This is a genomic window from Mycetocola zhadangensis, from assembly GCF_003668565.1.
In the GTDB taxonomy this organism is placed as follows: domain Bacteria; phylum Actinomycetota; class Actinomycetes; order Actinomycetales; family Microbacteriaceae; genus Mycetocola_A; species Mycetocola_A zhadangensis.
The window spans coordinates 219330-239213 of sequence record NZ_RCWJ01000005.1 but is presented as its reverse complement, the minus strand read 5'-3'; the positions used below and the strand labels follow the sequence as shown (position 1 = coordinate 239213).

19 protein-coding genes are annotated in these 19884 nt (G+C 63.3%); 7 read left to right on the top strand and 12 right to left on the bottom strand.

Translation table 11 applies throughout. From position 1 onward, the window contains the following. Positions 1 to 4 precede the first annotated feature (4 nt). From D9V28_RS15730 to D9V28_RS15715, 4 genes are read right to left on the bottom strand one after another with little or no spacing between them, the layout of a single operon-like run. Positions 5 to 1090, bottom strand: coding sequence for an AI-2E family transporter (locus D9V28_RS15730; RefSeq protein ID WP_121660651.1), 1086 nt, complete (start codon positions 1088 to 1090; stop codon positions 5 to 7). A 1-nt stretch (position 1091) separates the two neighbouring features. Continuing rightward, the gene (locus D9V28_RS15725) at positions 1092 to 2606 is read right to left on the bottom strand and encodes a leucyl aminopeptidase (protein ID WP_121660650.1); all 1515 of its coding nucleotides are present in this window, start codon (positions 2604 to 2606) and stop codon (positions 1092 to 1094) included. Positions 2607 to 2629: 23 nt separating this feature from the next. Further along, positions 2630 to 4186, bottom strand: a complete 1557-nt coding sequence (locus D9V28_RS15720; RefSeq protein WP_121660649.1) for an SLC13 family permease — start codon at positions 4184 to 4186, stop codon at positions 2630 to 2632. Between the two features lie 15 nt (positions 4187 to 4201). Further along, positions 4202 to 5857, bottom strand: a complete 1656-nt coding sequence (locus tag D9V28_RS15715) for an MFS transporter (RefSeq protein WP_121660648.1) — start codon at positions 5855 to 5857, stop codon at positions 4202 to 4204. A 148-nt stretch (positions 5858 to 6005) separates the two neighbouring features. On the opposite strand from D9V28_RS15715, the gene D9V28_RS15710 reads away from it, so the two are divergent. After that, positions 6006 to 7043: a helix-turn-helix domain-containing protein gene (locus tag D9V28_RS15710; protein WP_183086565.1), complete on the top strand. Its 1038-nt coding sequence runs from the start codon at positions 6006 to 6008 to the stop codon at positions 7041 to 7043. Between the two features lie 27 nt (positions 7044 to 7070). On the opposite strand, the gene D9V28_RS15705 is transcribed toward D9V28_RS15710, so the two are convergent. Next, positions 7071 to 7487: a DUF5997 family protein gene (locus D9V28_RS15705; RefSeq protein WP_121660646.1), complete on the bottom strand. Its 417-nt coding sequence runs from the start codon at positions 7485 to 7487 to the stop codon at positions 7071 to 7073. Between the two features lie 108 nt (positions 7488 to 7595). On the opposite strand from D9V28_RS15705, the gene D9V28_RS15700 reads away from it, so the two are divergent. Next, the gene (locus tag D9V28_RS15700; RefSeq protein WP_121660645.1) at positions 7596 to 8363 is read left to right on the top strand and encodes a LysR family substrate-binding domain-containing protein; all 768 of its coding nucleotides are present in this window, start codon (positions 7596 to 7598) and stop codon (positions 8361 to 8363) included. 8 nt (positions 8364 to 8371) lie between these two features. Here D9V28_RS15700 and D9V28_RS15695 read toward each other — a convergent pair whose 3' ends face one another. The 3 genes from D9V28_RS15695 to D9V28_RS15685 all read right to left on the bottom strand — a co-directional run bounded on the left by D9V28_RS15695 (position 8372) and on the right by D9V28_RS15685 (position 10715). Continuing rightward, on the bottom strand, positions 8372 to 9463 hold the full coding sequence (locus tag D9V28_RS15695) for a VIT1/CCC1 transporter family protein (RefSeq protein ID WP_121660644.1): 1092 nt from the start codon (positions 9461 to 9463) through the stop codon (positions 8372 to 8374). Positions 9464 to 9685: 222 nt separating this feature from the next. Continuing rightward, the gene (locus tag D9V28_RS15690; protein ID WP_121660643.1) at positions 9686 to 10219 is read right to left on the bottom strand and encodes a DUF5655 domain-containing protein; all 534 of its coding nucleotides are present in this window, start codon (positions 10217 to 10219) and stop codon (positions 9686 to 9688) included. 40 nt (positions 10220 to 10259) lie between these two features. After that, positions 10260 to 10715 carry a MarR family winged helix-turn-helix transcriptional regulator gene (locus tag D9V28_RS15685; protein WP_121660642.1) on the bottom strand — a complete coding sequence of 152 codons (456 nt, stop codon included), beginning with the start codon at positions 10713 to 10715 and terminating at the stop codon, positions 10260 to 10262. A 48-nt stretch (positions 10716 to 10763) separates the two neighbouring features. On the opposite strand from D9V28_RS15685, the gene D9V28_RS15680 reads away from it, so the two are divergent. After that, positions 10764 to 11015, top strand: a complete 252-nt coding sequence (locus D9V28_RS15680; RefSeq protein ID WP_121660641.1) for a hypothetical protein — start codon at positions 10764 to 10766, stop codon at positions 11013 to 11015. A gap of 9 nt (positions 11016 to 11024) precedes the next feature. Beyond that, complete coding sequence (locus tag D9V28_RS15675; RefSeq protein ID WP_121660640.1) at positions 11025 to 11411, top strand: MmcQ/YjbR family DNA-binding protein; 387 nt, start codon at positions 11025 to 11027, stop codon at positions 11409 to 11411. Positions 11412 to 11484: 73 nt separating this feature from the next. On the opposite strand, the gene mgrA is transcribed toward D9V28_RS15675, so the two are convergent. From mgrA to D9V28_RS15655, 4 genes are read right to left on the bottom strand one after another with little or no spacing between them, the layout of a single operon-like run. Further along, positions 11485 to 12552 (bottom strand): L-glyceraldehyde 3-phosphate reductase, encoded by a 1068-nt coding sequence (gene mgrA, locus D9V28_RS15670; protein ID WP_121660639.1) that lies wholly within the window; start codon positions 12550 to 12552, stop codon positions 11485 to 11487. Then, positions 12549 to 13808: an acyl-CoA dehydrogenase family protein gene (locus D9V28_RS15665; RefSeq protein ID WP_308472635.1), complete on the bottom strand. Its 1260-nt coding sequence runs from the start codon at positions 13806 to 13808 to the stop codon at positions 12549 to 12551. The genes mgrA and D9V28_RS15665 overlap by 4 nt, the downstream gene beginning before the upstream one ends. A 9-nt stretch (positions 13809 to 13817) precedes the next feature. Beyond that, entirely contained in the window at positions 13818 to 15047 is a 1230-nt protein-coding gene (locus tag D9V28_RS15660) for an acyl-CoA dehydrogenase family protein (protein ID WP_121660637.1), read from the bottom strand. Positions 15048 to 15074: 27 nt separating this feature from the next. Beyond that, positions 15075 to 16511, bottom strand: coding sequence for an LLM class flavin-dependent oxidoreductase (locus D9V28_RS15655; protein WP_121660696.1), 1437 nt, complete (start codon positions 16509 to 16511; stop codon positions 15075 to 15077). A gap of 251 nt (positions 16512 to 16762) precedes the next feature. Here D9V28_RS15655 and D9V28_RS15650 point away from each other — a divergent pair, with 251 nt between their 5' ends. The 3 genes from D9V28_RS15650 to D9V28_RS15640 are packed head-to-tail and all read left to right on the top strand — an operon-like array spanning position 16763 to position 19863. After that, entirely contained in the window at positions 16763 to 18109 is a 1347-nt protein-coding gene (locus tag D9V28_RS15650) for an ABC transporter substrate-binding protein (RefSeq protein WP_121660636.1), read from the top strand. After that, positions 18099 to 19061 (top strand): carbohydrate ABC transporter permease, encoded by a 963-nt coding sequence (locus D9V28_RS15645; protein WP_229728182.1) that lies wholly within the window; start codon positions 18099 to 18101, stop codon positions 19059 to 19061. The genes D9V28_RS15650 and D9V28_RS15645 overlap by 11 nt, the downstream gene beginning before the upstream one ends. Further along, positions 19054 to 19863 carry a carbohydrate ABC transporter permease gene (locus D9V28_RS15640; protein ID WP_121660634.1) on the top strand — a complete coding sequence of 270 codons (810 nt, stop codon included), beginning with the start codon at positions 19054 to 19056 and terminating at the stop codon, positions 19861 to 19863. The genes D9V28_RS15645 and D9V28_RS15640 overlap by 8 nt, the downstream gene beginning before the upstream one ends. The last annotated feature ends 21 nt before the right edge of the window (positions 19864 to 19884 follow it).

The following is a 19884-nucleotide window of genomic DNA, read 5'->3' as shown; positions in this document are numbered from 1 at the left end:
CCGGTCATCGCGCACGCTGTCGGGGAACGACCACCTTTTTGATGATCAGAAGAACGGATGCTGTCGTGGGGCACGCGATCAGCGCACCTAGCAATCCCAAAAGTGTCCCCCCGATCATCGCGCCGATCAGCACGAGCGAGCCGGGAATGCTGATTGCCTTCCCAACGATGCGAGGGGTCAACACGTACGCCTCGATCTGAACGTAGACGAGCATGGTGACCCCGACGACGAGCGCTGCCGTGGGAGACGTGAAGAGGGAGACGACGGTCACGATGCCCAGATTGATCACACTGCCGACGAGCGGAATCAGTGTGATCGGGAATGCAAGCGCGGCCAGCACCGGAGCGAATTGCACGCCAGCGACCGTGAGGAGAACAAAGGTGACGATCGCGTTGAGTGACGCGAGCACCACCATCCCGCCGAGATACTTACCCACCGATTGCATGATCGTCTCGGAGATGTCAGCGACACCGGGACGCCGGGACAGGGGCACCAGCGTATACAGGGCAGATTTGATCGATTCGAGCCCAATAACGAAGTAGATGGTGAGCGCGATGACGAAGATGGCGCCGAAAGTGCCGTTGAGAACACCGGCACCGAACTTCAGGGCACCGCCACCAATGGCCAGCCACACCCCCGGATCGCTCACTCCCTCACTCAGCCAGGCCACGAATGGAACGAGTGCGCCGCCGAACGCATCGTTGGCGTTGAGAAACCACTGCTGGTCCTCGATGCGATCGAACCCCTGCGGCAGGTAAGAGAACAGCAGCGAGATCTGCCCGACAACGATGGGAACAACGAGCCAGGTGAGCAGTACGACGACGAGGAGGAAAACCGCGACCACCGCGAGGACGGCTCCGCCTCGGGAGAAGTGGCGCCGCTCAAGCCAGAGCACGGTGGGGTAGAGCCCGAGGCAGATGAAGAACGCCACGAAGATGAGGGTGAGAGCCGTGCTGAGCGACACGATTGCCGCGCCCAAAAGCAACGCCAACAGCACGCCGAGTGTGGCGATGAAGCCGAAGCGGAACGGTCCGCCCGCGAACAGTCCTCCCGCAGTCGAGCTGCGTGCGATCGGCCGGGAATCGGACATGTCAGCTCAGCGAGTAGGTCGTGAGGAAGTCGACGAGGAGCCGGGCGCCGTAACCAGTGGCTCCCTGCGATCGCCACGAATCGTCGGCGTCCGACTGCATCGTTCCAGCGATGTCCAGGTGCGCCCACGGGGTATCACCGACAAACTCCGACAGGAACAGCGCCGCTGTTGTTGCACCAGCGTATTTGCCGCCGAGGTTGGCGATATCGGCGATCTCCGAGTCGAGTTGTTTTCGGTACTTCCTCTCTAGAGGGAGTTGCCAGGCCTGTTCGCCGGTCGCTGCGGCCGAAGCCAGAACACGATCCACCAGTGGCTGACTGTTTCCGAACGCTGGAGCGGTGAGCTGCCCGAGAGCCATCAACGAAGCGCCAGTGAGCGTCGCGATGTCGACGATCGCATCCGGGTGCAACTCTGTCGCGAGTACCAGCGCATCACACATGACCAGCCGGCCCTCGGCATCCGTATTCTTCACTTCGATCGTTGTGCCGTTCCTCGCTGTCAGAACGTCACCGAGCGTCATCGCCGAGCCGGAGGGCATGTTGTCTGTGCACATCAGGTATGCCGTCACTTCTACAGCGCAATCGAGGTCCCGCAGCACGGCCATGGCGCCGAATATCGCCGCGGCGCCACCCATGTCCATCTTCATCAGGAGGTGCATCGGGTCTGACGGCTTCAGCGATATGCCGCCAGAGTCGAACATGATGCCTTTACCAACCAGGGCGACGTGCGCTTCGGGTGACTGGCGCCCTGCCGGTGTGTAGTGGAGGATGATCATGCGTGGCTCTTCGACGCTGCCGGCGTTGACTCCCAGGATGCCGCCGCAACCGAGTTCAATGAGCTTTTGCTTATCGGCGACCGTAACGTCGAGTCCGAAGTCCCGGCTTTTCGCTTCGGCGAGCTGTGCGAACACGGTAGCGGTGAGATGACCAGCTGGCGTGTTGGCAAGATCGCGAGCGATGGAGGCGGCTCGAGCGAAATGCACGCCGGTCAAGATGCCCGATGAGATGGCGTCGGTGTTGTGTGGAGTGATGATTTCGACGGTCGCGAGTGGCGTGTGTCTGGGGTCTCTTTTGAGCGCGGTGTAGCGGTAACGCGCAAGCAGAGCTGCCTCGGCCACCGCGCGTCCGATGGCGATCGGATCGAGCGGATAGTTCACGTTGAGCCGCAAAGCAAGGTGGGCGGAACGGCTCGCTGCGCGAACGAAAGCGGCGACGGTGTCACGAAGGACGTCAAGGGTGCGTTCGTCGTCCGTGCCGACGCCAACCGCGACGAGGTCTGGCCCTCCAGCCCGCGGCAGCACCAGCGTCTGGCCTACGCGGCCCTCGAATCCGTTCGTGCGAAATGTCGCCCAATCGAGGTTGACCTCTTCAGGTATTTTCGCGTCTGGGGCAACGAGATAGCCGACGACCTCGGCATGTGCCGATGGCTCGGCGACCACGCTGATATGCGCTGCCGCGTTGAGCGAAGGGAGAGGTGTGAAATCGGCTGGAATAAGACGGTGTGTGTTGTGGGGCATATGGTTCTCCATTTCTGCGGTGTTCAGAAGGGCCAGATCACAGGGACGACAAGGATGGCGACGAGCAGGAAGACTCCGATGAGGGGGAGGCCGAGCTTCCAGTAGTCGCCGAAGCGGTAGCCGCCTGGGCCCATCACCATCGTGTTCGCTGGCGTGGCCACCGGGGTGAGGAACGATGCAGCGGCCGATACGGTGACGGCCATGAGGAGGGGCACAGGGGAGATGCCGGTTTCGACGGCGATGGCCACAGCAATGGGTGCGACGATCAGAGCGGTGGCCATGTTGCTGATGAGTTGTCCGAGGATTACGGTGACGACGCTGATTCCGGCGAGGAGCAGGTACGGGCTCGCCTCACCGAGCAGGTCGACGAGACCGTTCGCGATGAGGTCTGCCGTGCCGCTGCTTTGAATGGCTGTCGAAAGCGGAATCATCCCGGCGACGAGAATCAGTGTGGTCCAGGAGATGGATCGGTGCGCCTGGGCAACCGTGACGACGCGGAGTAGGACCATCGCGCACGCCGCGACCAGCGCGGCGATCGACGGGGGAACCCATCCTGTGGCCAGCAAGAGGACCATCCCGGCGAGAACGCTCAAGGCTGCCCATGACCGCCCGCTCAAGGCGACGGACTGACGGCGAATGGCGTCGGGGTCATCAACAACAACGACATTGGCGTCCGCCGTGTTTGCGCTCAGTGCCTCCCACGTGCCGCGCAACAGCAGGATGTCCCCCGGTGCGAGCACTGTACGGCCCAGGTCCTCTCCAGAACGCTGCACAGCGACGACGATGAGTGTTCCGCTCTCGGTGATCATGCCGGGAAATACGGTTTCACCGATGAAGCCCGACCGCGGGGGAATCACGACCTCTGTGAGGCCCGTTTCGCGATTGAGCGCCGGTTCCCCTGGTTTCAAGGCGTAGTGGGCGGCGAGTGTCTCCGCGTGGGCACTGAGGTCGCGACCTGCAGCCTGTGTGGCGTGATTCGGCAGGAGCTTGGGCCCGAGGAATACCAGAACGAGGAGCGTTCCGAGTAACGCCGGAAGGCCCGCGAGGGCGAATTCCGCGTAGCCAATTGGCCGACCGGTGGCGTCTTGAGCGACCTCCGAGATCAGTAAATTCACCGGGGTGCCGGACAGGAGGAGCAACGAGCCGGCGTGGGCAGCGAAGGCGAGCGGAATCAGCAACTGCGATGGCGGCTGTTTGATGCGCAACGCGAGCACCACGACCATTGGGATCAAAGCCGCGACGGCACCGTTGACGCTGATGAGCGCGGTGAGCACAGCAACGAGGAGTGAAACGAGCATGACGATGGTGCGTCGGTTGGTACCGGCACGTCGGGTGAGTTGCTGGCCGGCCCAGGTGGTCAATCCGCTCGCATCGAGACCCTCGCCGACCACGAAGAGGGCAGCGATGAAGATGATGACGGGATCCCCGAATCCCGCGATGGTCTGCTCGAAAGAATTCACCCCTGTCACGTAGAGGGCGAGAGCAACTCCGATCGCCACCACTCCGACCGGGACGCGATTCCAGACGAAGATGACGATCGCCAGCAGGAGGACGACAAGCGTGAGCGCAATCGGGGTCATCGATACGCCACCCGGCTAATCGGCCGCGACCCGGGGGTCGGCCGTCCTGACGTCGCCGTCCCCGATCCCCATCTGTCGCGGCATTCGACCCGCTGGCACAACGGCCAGCAGCGCGATACCGGCAAGTACGAGAAGCGACACCTTGAGCGCCTGAAGTCGAGCGAGTGCGTTGACGGCTACTGCTTCGTCCAGCTGGGCCTCGGTTGCGTCAGTAGTGCTGGCCAGAACGTCATGCAAGTTCTCATTGGTGACAAAGTTCACGCTGTCGAGGGGGAACTGCGACTGCAACTCCGGGGGGAGCGACGGGTGGTCGGCGAGACCGGCCGAGATAAAGGCACTCAGCATGCCGACGGCGAACACGGTCATAACCGCAATTCCGACACTGCCTGAGATGTTGTGCACGAGCCCCCGCCATGCGCCGACATCTCCCGCGAGCCGTTTCGGCGCCGACGAGAGCAGCGTGTTGAACACGAGAGCAACAATTGCTCCCTGGCCGAGACCGAGAAGGATGAGGCCGAGGACGACGAAGAACTGACCCCAGTCATTGCGAACGGTGAAAGCAACAATGACAAGAGCAAGTGCAACAACGATGAACCCGGCACGTGCGATGACCCGTGGCGGGAACTTCTTGTAGAAGGACGCTACGACGGTGTTGGCTACGAAGATCGAAATCGTGTATGGAATTATCGACAGCGATGTTTCGAAGCTGGAGCGACCCTGCACAACCTGAATGTAGAGCGGAATCAAGAAGTTGGCAGCGGTGCCGATAAAAAGCATCGCCGCCATACAAAACGTCGTGGCCTTTTCGGAACTCGACTTGAGGACGTCGAGGTCAAATATCTGTGGCTTCCCGGCGGTCTTGCGAGCTCGAAGCCAGACGAAGAAGACCTGCCCAATGATGATTCCCAAGAGAATCAGCACCGGCGCCGGAGAGATGCCGAGAATGTTGAAAGGGGCATTCTCCGTAGCAAGAAATACGCCCCAGGACGTCAGCCCTGAGAAGCCAAAGCTCAGCAAGATAATCGCGGCAGCGGCGATGAGCGCGCCGGTGACGTCGATAACAAGGTCCCTGTGCGGTGGCACCGCTTTGAACTTGAAGCTCAGCAGGAGGTTCACCAGCCCAAGCGCCGCGATGAGGGCAAACGAGTATCGCCAGCCAATGGTCGAGGCGAAACTCCCGGCGATGAGCAGTGCCAAAACACCGGCAGCCGGAATCGCGGCTGCCAGATAGCCGATTGCCTTCGCCTGCTGGTCACCGGCATAGTTCGTCGAGATAAAGACAACCAGGGCAGGGGCGATGAGAGCGATCACCGCCCCGGACGCGGCCTGGGCGACGAAAAGCATGACGGGGCTCACGCTAAATGCGATTGCCGTCATGGACAACGCGTGAATGACGACCGCGACCTGGAACACACGCTTCGATCCGTAGCGTGCGCCGATCTTCGCTCCGAGAAGAATGAATGCAGCCATGGCAAATGTGCCGGTGGTGATGGCGGTTCCAATACTTGTCGCGGGCATATCGAGATCGCTCGTGATGCCGGCCATTGAGACGGTCAGGGCGTTGACGGCGAATGATGCTTGAATCTGGGTGAGCACCACGACGATCAGCGGCAACCAGGAAGTCGTCCTCACCGGTGCGATATCGCGTGAACTCTGCGTCTGTTGTGCCATGTGAGGAGCCCCCCAGCGTCGCCCTTCCCAGATGAAGGAGTCGTGCTCAACATATTGCGGTGAACACCCGCGTACGCCCGGTTGGCGCGAAATGCACTCGTCGATGGCGGGTCTTGTGCCTCTTCCGGTTGCGCAACATACTGGCCGCATGGACGCGAGCACCGAAGGCGACAGGGCGGCCGACCGCATCTTCACACCGCGGCGACCGGCAAGCGCGGACCTGTCCGGTCTGGCGGGGATGGACATGCTGTCCTGGTACGCCCGCACGACGGCCAACCCGCCTGACTTTCGGCTCCGCGCCAGCTTCGTCATCTTCGAAAACCTGACCGTCTTTCGGCTGGAGCATTCCCGCGCGGAAATCGACCGGACGCCAGCCCACGTGGCGGCTGTGCGTGTGGGTGGCGCGTTCTACCTTGTCCGCGACGGAGCAGCCACCCTGACCCAGAACGGCCGTACCATTCCGCTCGGCGCTGGCGCATCGGCGTTTGCTTCCGGGGTCACACCGCACCAGCTCCACATTCCAGAGAGTGCCGCCATGATCCTCGTCGTCGTGCGGAGGGGGATGTTTCGAGCGCGAGGCCTGCCTGAATCAGAGTTGGGTCCGCGGCGATTTCCGGCCACATCGTTCACTGAAGCGGTCTCCTCCTTCCTTCGAGCGCTGGCATCCGACTTTCCTGTTCCCTCATCACCGGAAGGAATCACGTCACAGCAGGCGACTCTGTCCCTGTTGGCTGGACTGATAACGAGCTCCGAAGGCCAGCAGCGGACGGCGCAACCCGAGCTCTCAATCGCGAGAGCCCTGACATTCATCGCGGCCAACTACAGCAACCCGGACCTCACGACTGCTGACGTTGCCACGGCGACCGGAATCTCATCACGCCATCTTCAACGCATCTTCGCATCGGCGAACAACTCTGTCGCCGACGAACTGCGCCGCATTCGCATTCGATGGGCGGCGATGCGTTTGGACGAAGGCGTGGGAGCGAGGGAACTGACGGAACTAGCGGCATCCACCGGTTTCGGAAACATCGCCAGGATGAGGCGCGCCTTTCTTCGGCAGACCGGCATGTCACCGACGCAATACCGGGATTCGGCGCAGCAAATGAAAGTTGCGAGCGAGGGGGGCGTGACCGCTATCGACACAGACGCGTTGCCGGCCACGGGAACGACGAACGGCCCGGGATGAAATCCCGGGCCGTTCGTCGAGCTGCCGCTACTTCTGCTTGCGAGCCTTCTCTTCGTCGAGGACACGCTGGCCAGCGTTGCGCTCGTTGATGCGCGTGTTCTCTGCTCGCACCTCTGCCTGGGTGGCGCGTTCGGTGACGAGCCACGCCGGCGGCGCTTCGAGCAGGGCGGTGATCTCGGCCGTCGTGAGGGCTGCGTCGTTCATCTCTGCGCGGGCGAGGCCCGAAACGGAAACACCGAGCTTGCGGGCAACCTCGGTGCGCGGGTGCGGTCCGTTCTTGCGCAGGTCGACGAGCCACTCGGGTGGCGATGCAAGCAGTTCGTTGAGCTGCTCACGGGTGACCGGGTTGGTACGGAATTCTTCGGGAGTTGCCGGCAGGTAGACGCCCAGCTTCTTGGCTGCCGTCTCCGGCTTCATCGTTTGAGGGGTCTTGTTCGTTGCCATGTCCCCAAGCTTAACCGGCAAGTGGCGCTGTGACGCGCGGGAGGCAGCATCCGTAATACCCTGAACAGACCGCCGCATGCCAATAACTGCGGAGAACGAAGAGGAACGATGGATGCCGACCCGACGCCAGGACCGTCGTTCACCATCGCGTTTGTTCCAGGGGTGACGCTGGCGAAGTGGTCCAAAGCCTGGCAGGAGCGTCGCAAGGATCTGCCGCTGGCGTTCGCGCCGACGGCTGAGGCCGACGCGGTTGGTGTGCTGCACGACCGCAAGGCCGATGTCAGTTTTGTTCGCCTGCCGGTTGATGACACCGACCTGAGCCTGATCCCGCTGTACAGCGAGGTGCCGGTCGTTGTGCTGCCGAAGGACCACGATCTCTCACTCGCCGAGTCCGTTACGGTGGCCGATCTCGCTGGGGAGCACCTGCTTCAGGACCCTGACGAGCTGCCGGAGTGGCGTGATGTCGCGGTAGAGGTGCAGAACGGAACCCGGCGCCCGTTGCCTGAGATGCGCTCTGTGGAAGATGCCATCGAGCTCGTTGCCGCCGGAGTGGGAATCGTCATCGTGCCTCAATCGGTCGCGCGCCTGTACGGCCGTAAGGATGTCATCGCGCGGCCGGTCATCGACGTTGCCGAGACCCGCATTGGCTTGGCCTGGCTCGCCGACGAGACCACGCCAGACATCGATGACTTCGTCGGCGTCGTGCGGGGGAGGACCGCCCGCAGTTCGCGCGCCCCGCAGGAAGAGCCCGAGAAGGCGCCACCCAAGGAGCGCAAACCGCAGCAGAAGCCCAAGGCGAAGCCGTTCACGCCGCGGCAGGGCCGTGCGCCCAAGAAACTCGGCAAGGGCCGCAACCGGGGCCGCGGGCGCTCCTAGCCCCCGATTCAGCTCACCGTTGTTCCGAACAGCAGGCCGAGCAGGTAGGTGATCGCCGCGGCACCGTAACCGATGGCGAGTTGTCGCAGCGCTCGTTTGAGTGGTGACGCCCCCGACAGCACGCCGACGACGGTGCCCGTCAGCAGCAGGGCGATTCCGACGAGAACGGATGCCACGGCGACCGCGGCGATCCCACTCATGCCGAACAGGTAAGGAATCACAGGAACGATGGCGCCTGATGCGAAGAAGAGGAAACTCGAGAGAGCGGCGCCCCGAGCGGAGCCGATCGAGTCGCCCTCGTCGCGTTGCGCGGACATGCTGCCCGTGTCGAGCCCAACGTGCACGCAGTCGAGGTTGTTGAGCACCTCGTGCGCGTGCTCGGCGGCCTGCTGCGGCGCCATTCCGCGCACGCGGTAAACGTACTGAAGCTCGTTCGCGTTCACATCGAGGTTGGGGAGAACCTGCCGCGCCGTCGGGTCAGGTGTTGTCGAGTCGAGCAACTCTCGCTGTGACCGCACTGAAACGAATTCACCGGCAGCCATCGAGAGTGCACCGGCGAGCAGGCCAGCAACACCGGCGGCCAGGACGACGCCAGTGCCCACTCCTGTCGCGCTCATACCGAGCACGAGCGCGAGGTTCGAGACGAGGCCGTCGTTCGCGCCGAACACCGCTGCGCGGAAGGTGCCTGACATGTTGTTGCGGCCGCGGGCCGCCAGCCCGCGCACGATCTCGGTGTGCAGCCGCTCATCGGCAGCCATCGCGTCAGTAGCGTCGACGTCGGCCTCATAGGGTGAGCGGGATTCGGTGCGCTGCATCAGCGCGAGGACAAAGACGGAGCCGAAGCGCTTCGCGAAGAAGCCGAGTAGCCGCGTGCGCAGCGCTGTGCGGGTGGGGTCGTTGGCATGGTCGCCGAGCAGTTCGATCCAGTGCGCCTCGTGGCGACGCTCTGCCTCGACCAGGCCGAGGAGGATGGCTCTCTCTTCACCGGAACGTCTGCTGGCGAGTTCGCCATAGACAGACGCTTCCGCCCGTTCGTCGGCGAGGTACTGTCGCCAGCGTTTGATTTCGGATGCGGTTGGTTCGTCGCGGAGTTCGGTCACTGAGCTGCTCCTGTATCGGGTGACCGGCGAATCGGGGGTGCAGAAACTCCGGCCATCGTGAGATGTGGCCGAAGGTCTCGCTCGCCCGCTCAATGCGGGTGGGCTGCCGGGTCCGGGGACCAGTGTGTCGACAGACCGCGTCGCCGTTTCTGGAGTGAAAGCGGCGGTGGGAACTACTCCCCTTCGCTACCGGCCAGTCTACCTCAGCCCTCCCGCGACCGCTCAGGCCAGGTCGTACGCTTCCCTCAACCAGCTCAGCAGTTCGTCGTCGACCTCATCGACGCTCGCGACTCCCACGGAGTGTGTGCACATTCCCCCCGTTGCTTTGAGGCGCTCGCCGCCTGGCGTGCCCCGAAGGTTGATGCCGACGTCAACCCGCGTCTTCGTGGTTGGGCTGATCAGCGCGAACTGTTTCGACCGGCGAAGCGAGACCGTCGCCGATTTCGGAGCGAGCTGCACGTCGGTGCCGAACTCACCAACCGCGTGAACGATCGCGTCGTAGATCGGTCGAAGCGATGGCTTCGTCGCGTACTGTTTTTCGATCAGGTCATCGCCCTCCGGTGCGCCCTGGTTTCGATACATCAACGCGATGAAGTTGGCGAAGCCGTGCGAAACGCCGTGCTCACCTTTGAGCAGCGCCATCATCTCACCGTGCTTCTGAAGCTGGGCGGCGTCGAGAACAGTGAACCACTCGGTCAGTGACTTGCCCGTGCTGGCCGGGAGGCCGTCGATCCTTTTCTGGGTTTCTGCGTCCATACCCCGAAAGGGTACTCGGGGCCGGGCTCGCGATCGAGGCTCAGGCGCGGGTCGCCGCGCCGATCACCCGGTGCAGCGTGCCGCGCAGGGTGTCGAGCTCCTCGATCGACATCCCCAGCTCAGAAATAATCGTGGCCGGGATGGCCTCGGCCCGGTCACGGAGCTGCCGCCCGGCAGGCGTCAACGTGATGTCCAGAACTCGTTCGTCAACCGTCGACCGTTCGCGCCGCACCAGGCCGGCGGCCTCGAGTCGCTTGAGCAGGGGTGACAGCGTGGCCGGTTCGAGTTGAAGGGCGCGTCCGAGGTCCTTGACCGAGCGAGGGCTCTGCTCCCAAAGCGCCAGCATCACCAGGTATTGCGGGTGAGTGAGTCCAAGCGGCTCGAGTACCGGGCGGTAGAGCGACAGCACACTGCGGCTCGCGACGGCGAGGGCAAAACAGACCTGGTTCTCGAGTGCGAGCACATCGGGGTCGCGTGCCTCGGGTGACGGGGTCATCGGGCTCCTTCCGGAGGGGTGGCTGATCAACAACGTACACTAATAGTTATGGCACGAAGTAAAAAGAAGAGGCCGACCATCGCCGAGTCCGGCGGCTTCACCAACTGGCTCAACAACTCGTTGCGGCCGTATATCGGTCCGCCGCCGCTCGGCCCGTACAACGAGGACCCCTTGCCTCCCGCGACCTCATCGGCGTGCCCGATCTGCGGTTCGCTGATGAGCGATCACATCGTCGACCGCAGCGGTGAACGCACCCAGCTCTACTGCCCGACTCCTGACACGAAGCGTGTCGGCGAGTAGTATCTCGCCATGGAGCACCCGCTGCTGTTCGAGGCAGACGACCCGATCGTCGACCGGGTGCGCGGCATTTGCGCCGAGTATCCCGAGTTCGCCGAGAAGATGGCGTGGGGCCGGCCAACTTTCCGTGCGGGCGCGAAGCTGTTCGTGGTGATGGGCTCGTCGATGGACCGCCCGCACACGATGGTGTTCAAGCCAGACCCGGACGAGCGTCCAGCGCTGCTCGAAAACAACCTTTTCTTCGTGCCACCGTACTTCGGTCCGGGCGGCTGGCTCGGACTCGACCTCGAACACCCCGAAACCGACTGGGTCTTCGTGGCCGAACTCATTGACGAGTCATACAGGCAGGTCGCCCTCAAGCGTCAGATTGCCGCGCTCGAGCTGCGCGGCCTTCGATAGTTTCCATTCAAAAAACGGATGCTGTCCCGCCAGCGAGCGGGACAGCATCCGTTTTCGAAATCCACCGACGGAACTACAGGTCGCTCGACTGGGCCCAGATATTCACACCGGCGTCCCCAGCGAACTCGTCGATGCGAGTGAGCTCGTCGTCGGTAAACGAGGTGTTGTCGAGGGCCGCCAGGTTCTCGTCGAGCTGCTCGATGCGCGAGACGCCGATCAGTGCGCTCGTCGCGCCGCCGGGTCGAAGCACCCAGGCGATTGCCAACTGGGCGAGGGTCTGATCGCGCGATGCCGCGATGTCGTTCAGGCCGCGCAGGCGGGCGAGGTTGTCGTCCGACAGGAAGCTCTCGTTGAACGAACCACGGGGAGTCGCGTGCGACGCGCTCGGATCGTCGAGAAACTTGCCGGTCAAAAGGCCCTGGGCCAGGGGAGTGAAGGCGATCGAGCCCAGGCCTCCGGCGTGAAGAGTGTCGAGCAGGCCATCCTCGACCCAGCGGTTCACGAGCGAGTACGACGGCTGGTGAATCACGAGAGGGGTGCCCAGCTCGCGCGCGATGGCGATCGCTCGTTCGGTGCGCTCTGCCGAGTAGGAGGAGATGCCCGCGTACAGTGCCTTGCCCGAGCGCACAGCCGTGTCGAGGGCCCCGATCGTTTCCTCGAGTGGTGTGTTCGGGTCGACCCGGTGCGAGTAGAAGATGTCGACGTAATCGGTGCGGAGGCGTTCGAGCGACTCGTCGAGGCTGTTCAGGAGGTACTTGCGTGACCCGAAGTTGCCGTACGGGCCTGGCCAGTGCGGCCAGCCGGCCTTAGTCGACACGATGAGCTCACTGCGGTATGGCGCAAAGTCTCGCGAGAGCATGCGGCCGAAGTTTTCTTCGGCGCTGCCGTTCGGCGGTCCGTAGTTGTTCGCCAGGTCGAAATGGGTGACGCCGCGGTCGAAGGCGTGGCGCAGGATTTCGCGCTGCCCGTCGAAGGGGCGGTTGTCGCCGAAGTTGTACCAGAGCCCGAGCGAAATTGGTGGCAGAAGCAATCCGCTGTCACCGACACGGCGGTAGCCGAGGTGGGTATATCTGTCGTTCGCCGCGCGGTAGGGGGCGTGGATGTCGGGAACTGAGGTGTCGAAACGGATGTCGTCGGTCACTGTGGTGCTCCTTGAGTGGATACTGAGGCGTCGGTGAGGGGTGCGCGCACGCCGATCTCCCAGATAAAGGGTGGCGGCGTTTGGTTGATAGTCCAGTCCCCAACGATCTTGGCCTTGTAGATCCACGGGTTGTGGGAGGCGACGGTCCTGGCGTTTCGCCAATGCCTGTCGAGTCCCTTCGCGCGGCTGACTGCGGACGCTCCGAGGGTGTCAAAAACCCGCGTTGTGGCCTCGGGCACAAGGGTCGACAACACCACCTGCCCCTGAGCTGAGGCGATTTCCGCCGCGATGTTTGCGGCGTCATCGTCAGCTGAGCCCCGCTGGGCTGAGGTTTCATAGGCGCGCTGGATCGCGTCTGCGACCCGCTGCACTGTCGCGTGGGCGACGAAGGCCACTGATGAGATCTCACCAACTATGGCTTGAATCTGCGGGTCCTCTCGAACGAGGGATGCTGATCCATGGCTGTACACACGCTGCCGATTGTGCACGTCGCGTGCCGTGTCTCGTTCGGCCGCCCGTGCGATACCGGCGTGAACGGCAAGAAGAACGAGCTGGTAGAGAGCCGTCTGGTACCGGAATCGATCGGCGAAGGCGAACACGTTCTCGCCGTCGACCGTCGCCTGCGTGAACGTTGTGGTTCCGGTGCCGGTGAGCTGCTGGCCGAACCCATCCCAGTCGTCGGAGACGACGACTCCCGGCTGGGAAGCTCGCACCAGGGCGGTTCCGTCGATCCCGTCCGATCGGCGGGCGGTCACGTCAATCCAGTCGGCGTAGATGCTCCCGGTCGTGTAGAACTTGCGTCCGTTGACTGTCCAGCCGCTCGCGTTGTGGTCGAGCGTGGTTTGTGAGACACCGAGGGCACCCTGACCAACTTCGCTCCAGGCGTTGCCAACGATTTCTCCCGCCGCAAAGCGCCGCAGCCAGCGGTCACGGTCGTGGCCGACTGGTGCGGTGAGCCGGTCCTCGACGAACGCGATGTGGCCTCGAAAGATCTGGGGGAGGTTGGAGTCGGCTGCCGCAAGTTCGACCAGCACCTCGGCGAGCTCAGGAATGCTGAGTCCGGCTCCACCGTATTCCGTCGGCACGCGCAGGGCCGCGAAGCCCGCGTCCACCAGTTGACGGACCTCCGCGTGTGGGAGCGTGTGGTCCTGTTCCCGCCGCACGGCGCCGGCGGCGATGTTCTCAAAGATCGGCCGCAGTCGCTTGAGGACCGAGTCGAGTCTGGAGGTGCTTCGCACCTCTGTCGTCATTGGCATACCGGGCTCCTAGGTGTAAAGCGAGATCGGCTGGAATTCGCCGTTGAGAAAATGAGCGCCGACCTCGAGCTTTTTGTAGTCGACGGGGTCGTGTAGCGAGTGGGTGCGGATGTTGCGCCAGAACAGGTCAAGTCCGACGCTCGACTTCGCCGAGCTTGACCCGGTGGCTTCGAATACCCGGTTGGTCACTTCGACTCCGACCTCACTCGACACGATCTTGACCTTCGCGATCTCGACCTCGATCGCGCCACGAGACTCGAAAGTCAACTTGTCACCGAGCGCCACCACCGAGTCGAACCGGCGCGCTGCCCGGTCGGCCAGTGCTTCGACGGCATCGACGCGAGCGACGAACTCCCCGAACACGCGGAGCACAAACGGATCATTCCGATACAGGTCAGCCGATGAGAGGAACCAGGCGTTCCTCCTGGCGCGAGTGAGGTCGCGCGCCTGCTCGAGTGCGCCCTGCGCGATCCCGAGATAGAGATTCGCGAACGCCAGCTGAATGCCCGGAGTGATGAGATTCGCAAAGGGCTGGTCGGTGAGTTCACCGAGCAGATCTGATTCAGTGACGCGCACGTCGGTGTACCGAACCGAGCCGCTGGCCGAGAGTCGCTGGCCGAGGGCGTCCCAGTCGCCAAGCGGCTCGACGCCGGCCGCGTCCGCGTTCACGACGAAGAGCACCAGCTGGCCATCGCGGGTCCCACCGGTGACAGCTGCCGAGATGAGGATTCGGTCTCCGACGGACGCTCCTGTCGAGAAGTGTTTCACCCCGTTGAGTCGCCAGCCATCCGCGTTGACCGTCAACTCGAGGTTGGGGTCGACCGGGTTGACGCTGTCGCCCCAGAACCACTTCCCATCGATGGTGGCGCGATACCACTCCGCCTGCTCGGCGCGGGGGAGGAGGAAGCTGATGTTGCTCTTGTTGATGAAGTGGTAGGCCAGGACTTGCGCTACCGACGCGTCGACCCGCGCCAGTGTGCGAATGACGAGGAACGCCGTCTCCCAGTGCGCTCCGCCGCCACCGAACTCGACAGGGTCCAAAAGATTGACCAGGCCGGAGTCGCGAAGCAACTGCAACTCGCGGTGCGGGTCTTCATTCGCCCGGTCACGTTCGAGAACGTCGACGGCCAGCTCGCGCGCGACTCCCTCGGCGATCGTCTGCCACGAGTCGAGTTCTGCCTGAGACGCTGCGCCCGACCAATGAATGCGCTCCTGGTGCGCTGCGGTGATTTCTGCCATGGGAAGTCCTTCGGTCTCGGCGCCTGTTCAGGCGTTCTGGAACGTGTCGGAAAAGCGCGACGGTGCTGTGTTGTCCTCGGCGGATTCGGAGGACGCATACGCGCCGCGGTATTGGTGCGCCGGGTGGTACTCGGGGACGAACGGCGAATTGGAGCCGTTGAGCCGTTCCCGGAGGGTGCCATCCGGGTAGTCGGCCCAGACCCGGCCGCGCTTTTGCAGCTCGGGCACCACCAGGTCGACGACATCCTCGAACGTCCCTGGCGTGATCACGTATGCGAGGTTGAAGCCGTCGATGCCGGCAACGTCCACCCAGCGCTCCAGCTCGTCGGAGACCGTGGTTGGCGATCCGACGATAACGGCTCCGATCCCGCCGATCCCAACGTGCTCCGCGATGTCGCGGATGGTCCAGTCCTTATTAGGGTCTGCAGTGGTGAACAGTGCCAGCGCTGAGCGTCCCGCGTCGGTTTCGATGTACTTGAGGGGTTCGTCCGGGTCGTACTCGGAGAGGTCGATGCCCGTCCACCCGGCGAAGAGGGTGAGAGCACCCTCCAGGCTGACGTACTCCTGGTATTCGCGATATTTCGCTTGAGCTGCTTCGTCGGTCTCTGCGGTGATGACCGTCGCGAGGGTGAGAATCTTCACCGATTCGCGAGGTCGCCCCAATCGTTCTGCCCGGTCCCGGATGTCGTCGGTCGCCTTGCGGGTCAGCTCGGGTGTCAGCCCGTTGATGAAGACCGCCTCACCGTGCTTAGCGGCGAAGTCCCTGCCTTTGGGTGATGCGCCTGCCTGGAAGATGACCGGCGTGCGCTGCGGCGAAGGCTCGGAAAGGTGGATGCCTGGGACGTCGAAGTATTTCCCGTGATGGTTGATCGGGTGCACCCTGGCCGGGTTGGTGAAAGTGCCGGTCTCGCGGTTGCGCTCGACTGCACCGTCTTCCCACGATCCCTCCCAAAGCTTGTAGGTGACGTCGAGGAACTCGTCGGCGAGGTTGTAACGCTCGTCATGGGCGATCTGCTGGCTCAGTCCGAGGTTTTTCGCGGCGCTGTTGAGGTACGACGTGACGACGTTCCAGCCGATCCGGCCGTGAGTGAAGTGGTCGAGGGTGGAGAACTTGCGGGCCAGCGCGTAAGGCAGTTCGTATGTCAGCGCGACGGTTACGCCGAAACCGAGCTTCGACGTCACCGCTGCCATCGCGGGAATCTGGAACAGCGGGTCGCCGACGGGGACCTGCGCGGCGTCCGTGAGGGCCGGTGCCGCTGAGTGGCGGTACACGTCGTAGAGTCCGACCACATCGGCGAGGAAGATGGCGTCAAACTTTCCGCGCTCGAGAGTCTGCGCGAGATCGGTCCAGTAGGCCAGTTCGTTATACCGGTCAGCGTCATTGTCCGGGTGCCGCCACAAGCCGGGCGCCTGATGGGTGACACAGCTCATGTCGAAGGCGTTGAGAATGATGCGTGAAGGCATGTGACCGTCCGATGAGTGGGAAGCGACGCGAACGGATGCCTGGATTCCGCTCGCCGGACTTCGAAAGCTATCAGCGCGACCGCGAGCGAGATAGGGCGAGCGAAACCTAAGGAAATGTTCCGGATTGCGGCGAAGAAACATGACGAAACGTGTCGGATTCTTACGTCTCGACTATCGGGCGGGCGTCGTCGTCCGTACATTCGGCTAGCACCCACCCTGAAGCGCCTGCACCCATTCCCCAGGAGTTCGACATGTCATTTTCACGCCGCCGGGCACACCGGCCACCCGCACTTTTCGCCGCAGCCGGTCTCACAGCATCCGCTATTTTCGTTCTCGCTGGCTGCTCCGCGTCCGGCGGCGGTGACAGCAACGCCGACGGCGACTTCAGTGGCGAAGAACTCACCGTCCTGCTGATTTCGTCGCACGAGGGCGCATCGGAATGGTTGTCCACGGAGTTCGAAAAAGAGACCGGCGCGAAGATCAACCCGGTGATCGTGCCTTACGACGAGATCGGGTCGAAGCTCGCACTCGACCAGCAATCAGGCGCGAACACCATCGACGTGGCTGCCCCCTGGTACGTCTCGCTCGGTGACCTCGCAGCTGACGGTGCGATTCAGGACCTCTCCGAGTGGATCGACTCCGAGGAAGCGCTCGACACTGAAGACTTCATCCCGTCGATTTACGAACCGTACAGCGAGGTCGACGGCAAACGGTACGGCGTTCCTTTCGACGGTGACACCCACGTTCTGTTCTACAACAAGGAAATTCTTGAGCGGAACGGCTTCACCGCACCGCCAGCCACGTGGGATGAATACCTCGAGCAGTCCAAGACGATCACCGAGAACGAGAAAGGCGACGGCGTCTACGGCGCCGCGATCTTCGGCCAGAAGTCGCCGCTCATCCTCGGTGCGAGCTTCGCCAACCGACTCGCCGGATTCGGCGGCGAGTTCCTCGACGACAACGGGCAGCCGGTTATCAACTCAGCTGAAGCCGTCGCCGCGGCGCAGTCGCTCGTTGACATCAACGATTACGCTCTGCCGACGCCGGCGGAGACCGACTTCGGCGCTGGGAACAGCGCCTGGTTTGCCGGCAAGGTCGGCTTCATCGAAAACTGGACCGACCTCGGCGTCCGGTCGCAGGACCCGGAGAGCGGATCCGAGGTCATCGACAAGTGGGGCGTCTCGTTCTTGCCAACGGGTGGCGACAACACCGAAAGCCGCGCGTCGCTGGTGGCCGGTTTCAGCTGGGTTGTTGCCGCAAACACGGAGAAGACCGAACTCGCCAAGACCTTCATCGAGTGGGCGGCGTCATCCGAGGTCAACGAGGCGCTGCTCACGGCGACGCCTCCGACAGGCATCGATCCGAACCGCATCTCGTCGCTCGAGAGTGACAGCTACGGAACCGAGTACCCCGAGCTGCAGGGAGTGAACCGGGCGACGCTCGAGGGCGCTCTTGCGTGGCCAACCGGTGAGCACGCGACCGAACTGGCGCAGATCCTGACTGATGAGCTCGCCAAGCTCATCGCTGGCGAGGGCGGAACGGCGCAGGAAGCCCTCGACCGCGTTCAGGACGAATGGGAAGAAATCCTTGGCTCTTAGCACCAGCGAGGGAACCAGTACCCGGGGTCGTCTTCCGACGCCCCCGGGTACTGGTGGTCCGGCGCCCCGTCAGCAGCGGCGGACCCGCGACTCCACAGCACATCGGCTGTTCATCGCTCCGAGTATTCTCTCGCTCGTCGTACTCGGTCTTTACCCACTGATCTTCATCGTGCTGACGGCGTTGTCTGAGTCGAGCCTCGGTCGCCCGTTCCAGGAGTGGGTGGGTACGGCGAACTTCGAGGCGGCCCTCGGCGACGAGGATGTCGTTGCTTCCCTCGTTCGCAACACCATTTACGCACTCCTGGTCTCGGCGGCCAGTGTCGTGCTCGGGGTCGCGACCGCTGTTGCACTGTTCCGCAGTGCGCGCTCCGGCGCTCTGATCCGCACCCTGCTGCTGTTGCCGATGATCACACCGCCCGTCGTTGTCGGCATCCTCTGGAAACTGATCTTCAACCCGTCCGGCGGCCTGTTCAACACGGTTCTGACCTTTTTCGGGTACTCCGGAGACCCCGTCTCCGTTCTGGCCTCACCGACGTTCGCCCTGGTGGGCGTAGCTATCGCTGACGTCTGGGAATGGTCACCCCTCATCGCGCTTCTGGTTTTCGCTGCGCTTCTCGGTCAAGATCCCGAGGTGACCGAGGCCGCGGCGCTCGACGGCGCAGGCGGATTCCGTCTCTTCACCCAGATAACCCTCCCAGCGGTTGCAGGCACGATCGCCGCGGCCTTTCTCATCCGCATCGTCCTGGCCTTCAAGGTTTTCGACCTGGTCTACATCATGACGGCCGGCGGACCAGGGCAGTCCACAACGGTTCCGGCATACCTCATCTATCAGGCCGCGCTGCAACAGTTCGACCTTGGCCGCGCCGGAACGATTACCGTGCTGCTCGCCATCGTTGTGACCGTCGTCACGCTGCCGATCGTTGCGCTCACCAGGAGGCTTCACAATGACTAAACGGTCGAGCCGACTGGCGAACCTCACCGTCGGCGCTGCCCTGGTGCTGACGCTGGTGCCGCTAATGTACCTGCTCTCGGTGTCGTTCATGAAACAGGGCGAAATCTCCTCCGGCATTCTGTGGCCGAGTTCGCCGGAATGGAACAACTGGGTGGATGCCGCCGCGTCCCGGCTGCCGCGTGGCATCCTCAACTCGGTCATCGCCTCGCTAGGCGGCGCCGTCCTCACGCTTGTCATTGCGCTCCCCGCGGCCTGGGCAATGGTCCGATACCGCACAGGGGGCAAAACTCTCGCGAACACGATCCTCAGCCCGTGGCTGCTGCCGCCGATCGTCGCGGTTGTTCCGCTCTTCGCGCTGCTTCGCGTGCTCGAGCTCAACAACACGCTGACCGGGCTGACGATCGTGTACGCGCTCGCCAACACTGCCGTTGCGGTGTGGCTGCTCGAGGGATTCGTCAAGAAGCTTCCCGTCGAACTCGATGAGGCCGCCCAGCTTGATGGAGCCGGCGCGTTCCGAGTGCTCGTGAGCGTTGTGGTGCCGTTGCTGACGCCTGGCCTCGTCGCGGTCGGAGTGATCGTGGCCGTGCTCAACTACAACGAGTTCGTTCTCGCCACCTTCCTCACCCAGGGCCCCGAGTCTCAGACAGTACCCGTCGTGCTCTCGCTGATGCTCGGCGAACGCATCCAGGACTTCGGCAAAATCGCGGCGGCGTCCCTCATCGGCGTGATTCCGGTGTTCGCGGCTGCCGTGTTCCTGCAGCGCTGGCTCGTCGCCGGGCTCGTCAGCGGCAGCGTGAAATAGGACGTATGAATCAAAAAATCG

Coding starts and splice junctions, on each gene's coding strand:
- D9V28_RS15730 (WP_121660651.1), bottom strand. CDS start 1,090: ATGTCCGATTCCCGGCCGATCGCACGCAGCTCGACTGCGGGAGGACTG.
- D9V28_RS15725 (WP_121660650.1), bottom strand. CDS start 2,606: ATGCCCCACAACACACACCGTCTTATTCCAGCCGATTTCACACCTCTC.
- D9V28_RS15720 (WP_121660649.1), bottom strand. CDS start 4,186: ATGACCCCGATTGCGCTCACGCTTGTCGTCCTCCTGCTGGCGATCGTC.
- D9V28_RS15715 (WP_121660648.1), bottom strand. CDS start 5,857: ATGGCACAACAGACGCAGAGTTCACGCGATATCGCACCGGTGAGGACG.
- D9V28_RS15710 (WP_183086565.1), top strand. CDS start 6,006: ATGGACGCGAGCACCGAAGGCGACAGGGCGGCCGACCGCATCTTCACA.
- D9V28_RS15705 (WP_121660646.1), bottom strand. CDS start 7,487: ATGGCAACGAACAAGACCCCTCAAACGATGAAGCCGGAGACGGCAGCC.
- D9V28_RS15700 (WP_121660645.1), top strand. CDS start 7,596: ATGGATGCCGACCCGACGCCAGGACCGTCGTTCACCATCGCGTTTGTT.
- D9V28_RS15690 (WP_121660643.1), bottom strand. CDS start 10,219: ATGGACGCAGAAACCCAGAAAAGGATCGACGGCCTCCCGGCCAGCACG.
- D9V28_RS15685 (WP_121660642.1), bottom strand. CDS start 10,715: ATGACCCCGTCACCCGAGGCACGCGACCCCGATGTGCTCGCACTCGAG.
- D9V28_RS15680 (WP_121660641.1), top strand. CDS start 10,764: ATGGCACGAAGTAAAAAGAAGAGGCCGACCATCGCCGAGTCCGGCGGC.
- D9V28_RS15675 (WP_121660640.1), top strand. CDS start 11,025: ATGGAGCACCCGCTGCTGTTCGAGGCAGACGACCCGATCGTCGACCGG.
- D9V28_RS15665 (WP_308472635.1), bottom strand. CDS start 13,808: ATGCCAATGACGACAGAGGTGCGAAGCACCTCCAGACTCGACTCGGTC.
- D9V28_RS15660 (WP_121660637.1), bottom strand. CDS start 15,047: ATGGCAGAAATCACCGCAGCGCACCAGGAGCGCATTCATTGGTCGGGC.
- D9V28_RS15655 (WP_121660696.1), bottom strand. CDS start 16,511: ATGCCTTCACGCATCATTCTCAACGCCTTCGACATGAGCTGTGTCACC.
- D9V28_RS15650 (WP_121660636.1), top strand. CDS start 16,763: ATGTCATTTTCACGCCGCCGGGCACACCGGCCACCCGCACTTTTCGCC.
- D9V28_RS15640 (WP_121660634.1), top strand. CDS start 19,054: ATGACTAAACGGTCGAGCCGACTGGCGAACCTCACCGTCGGCGCTGCC.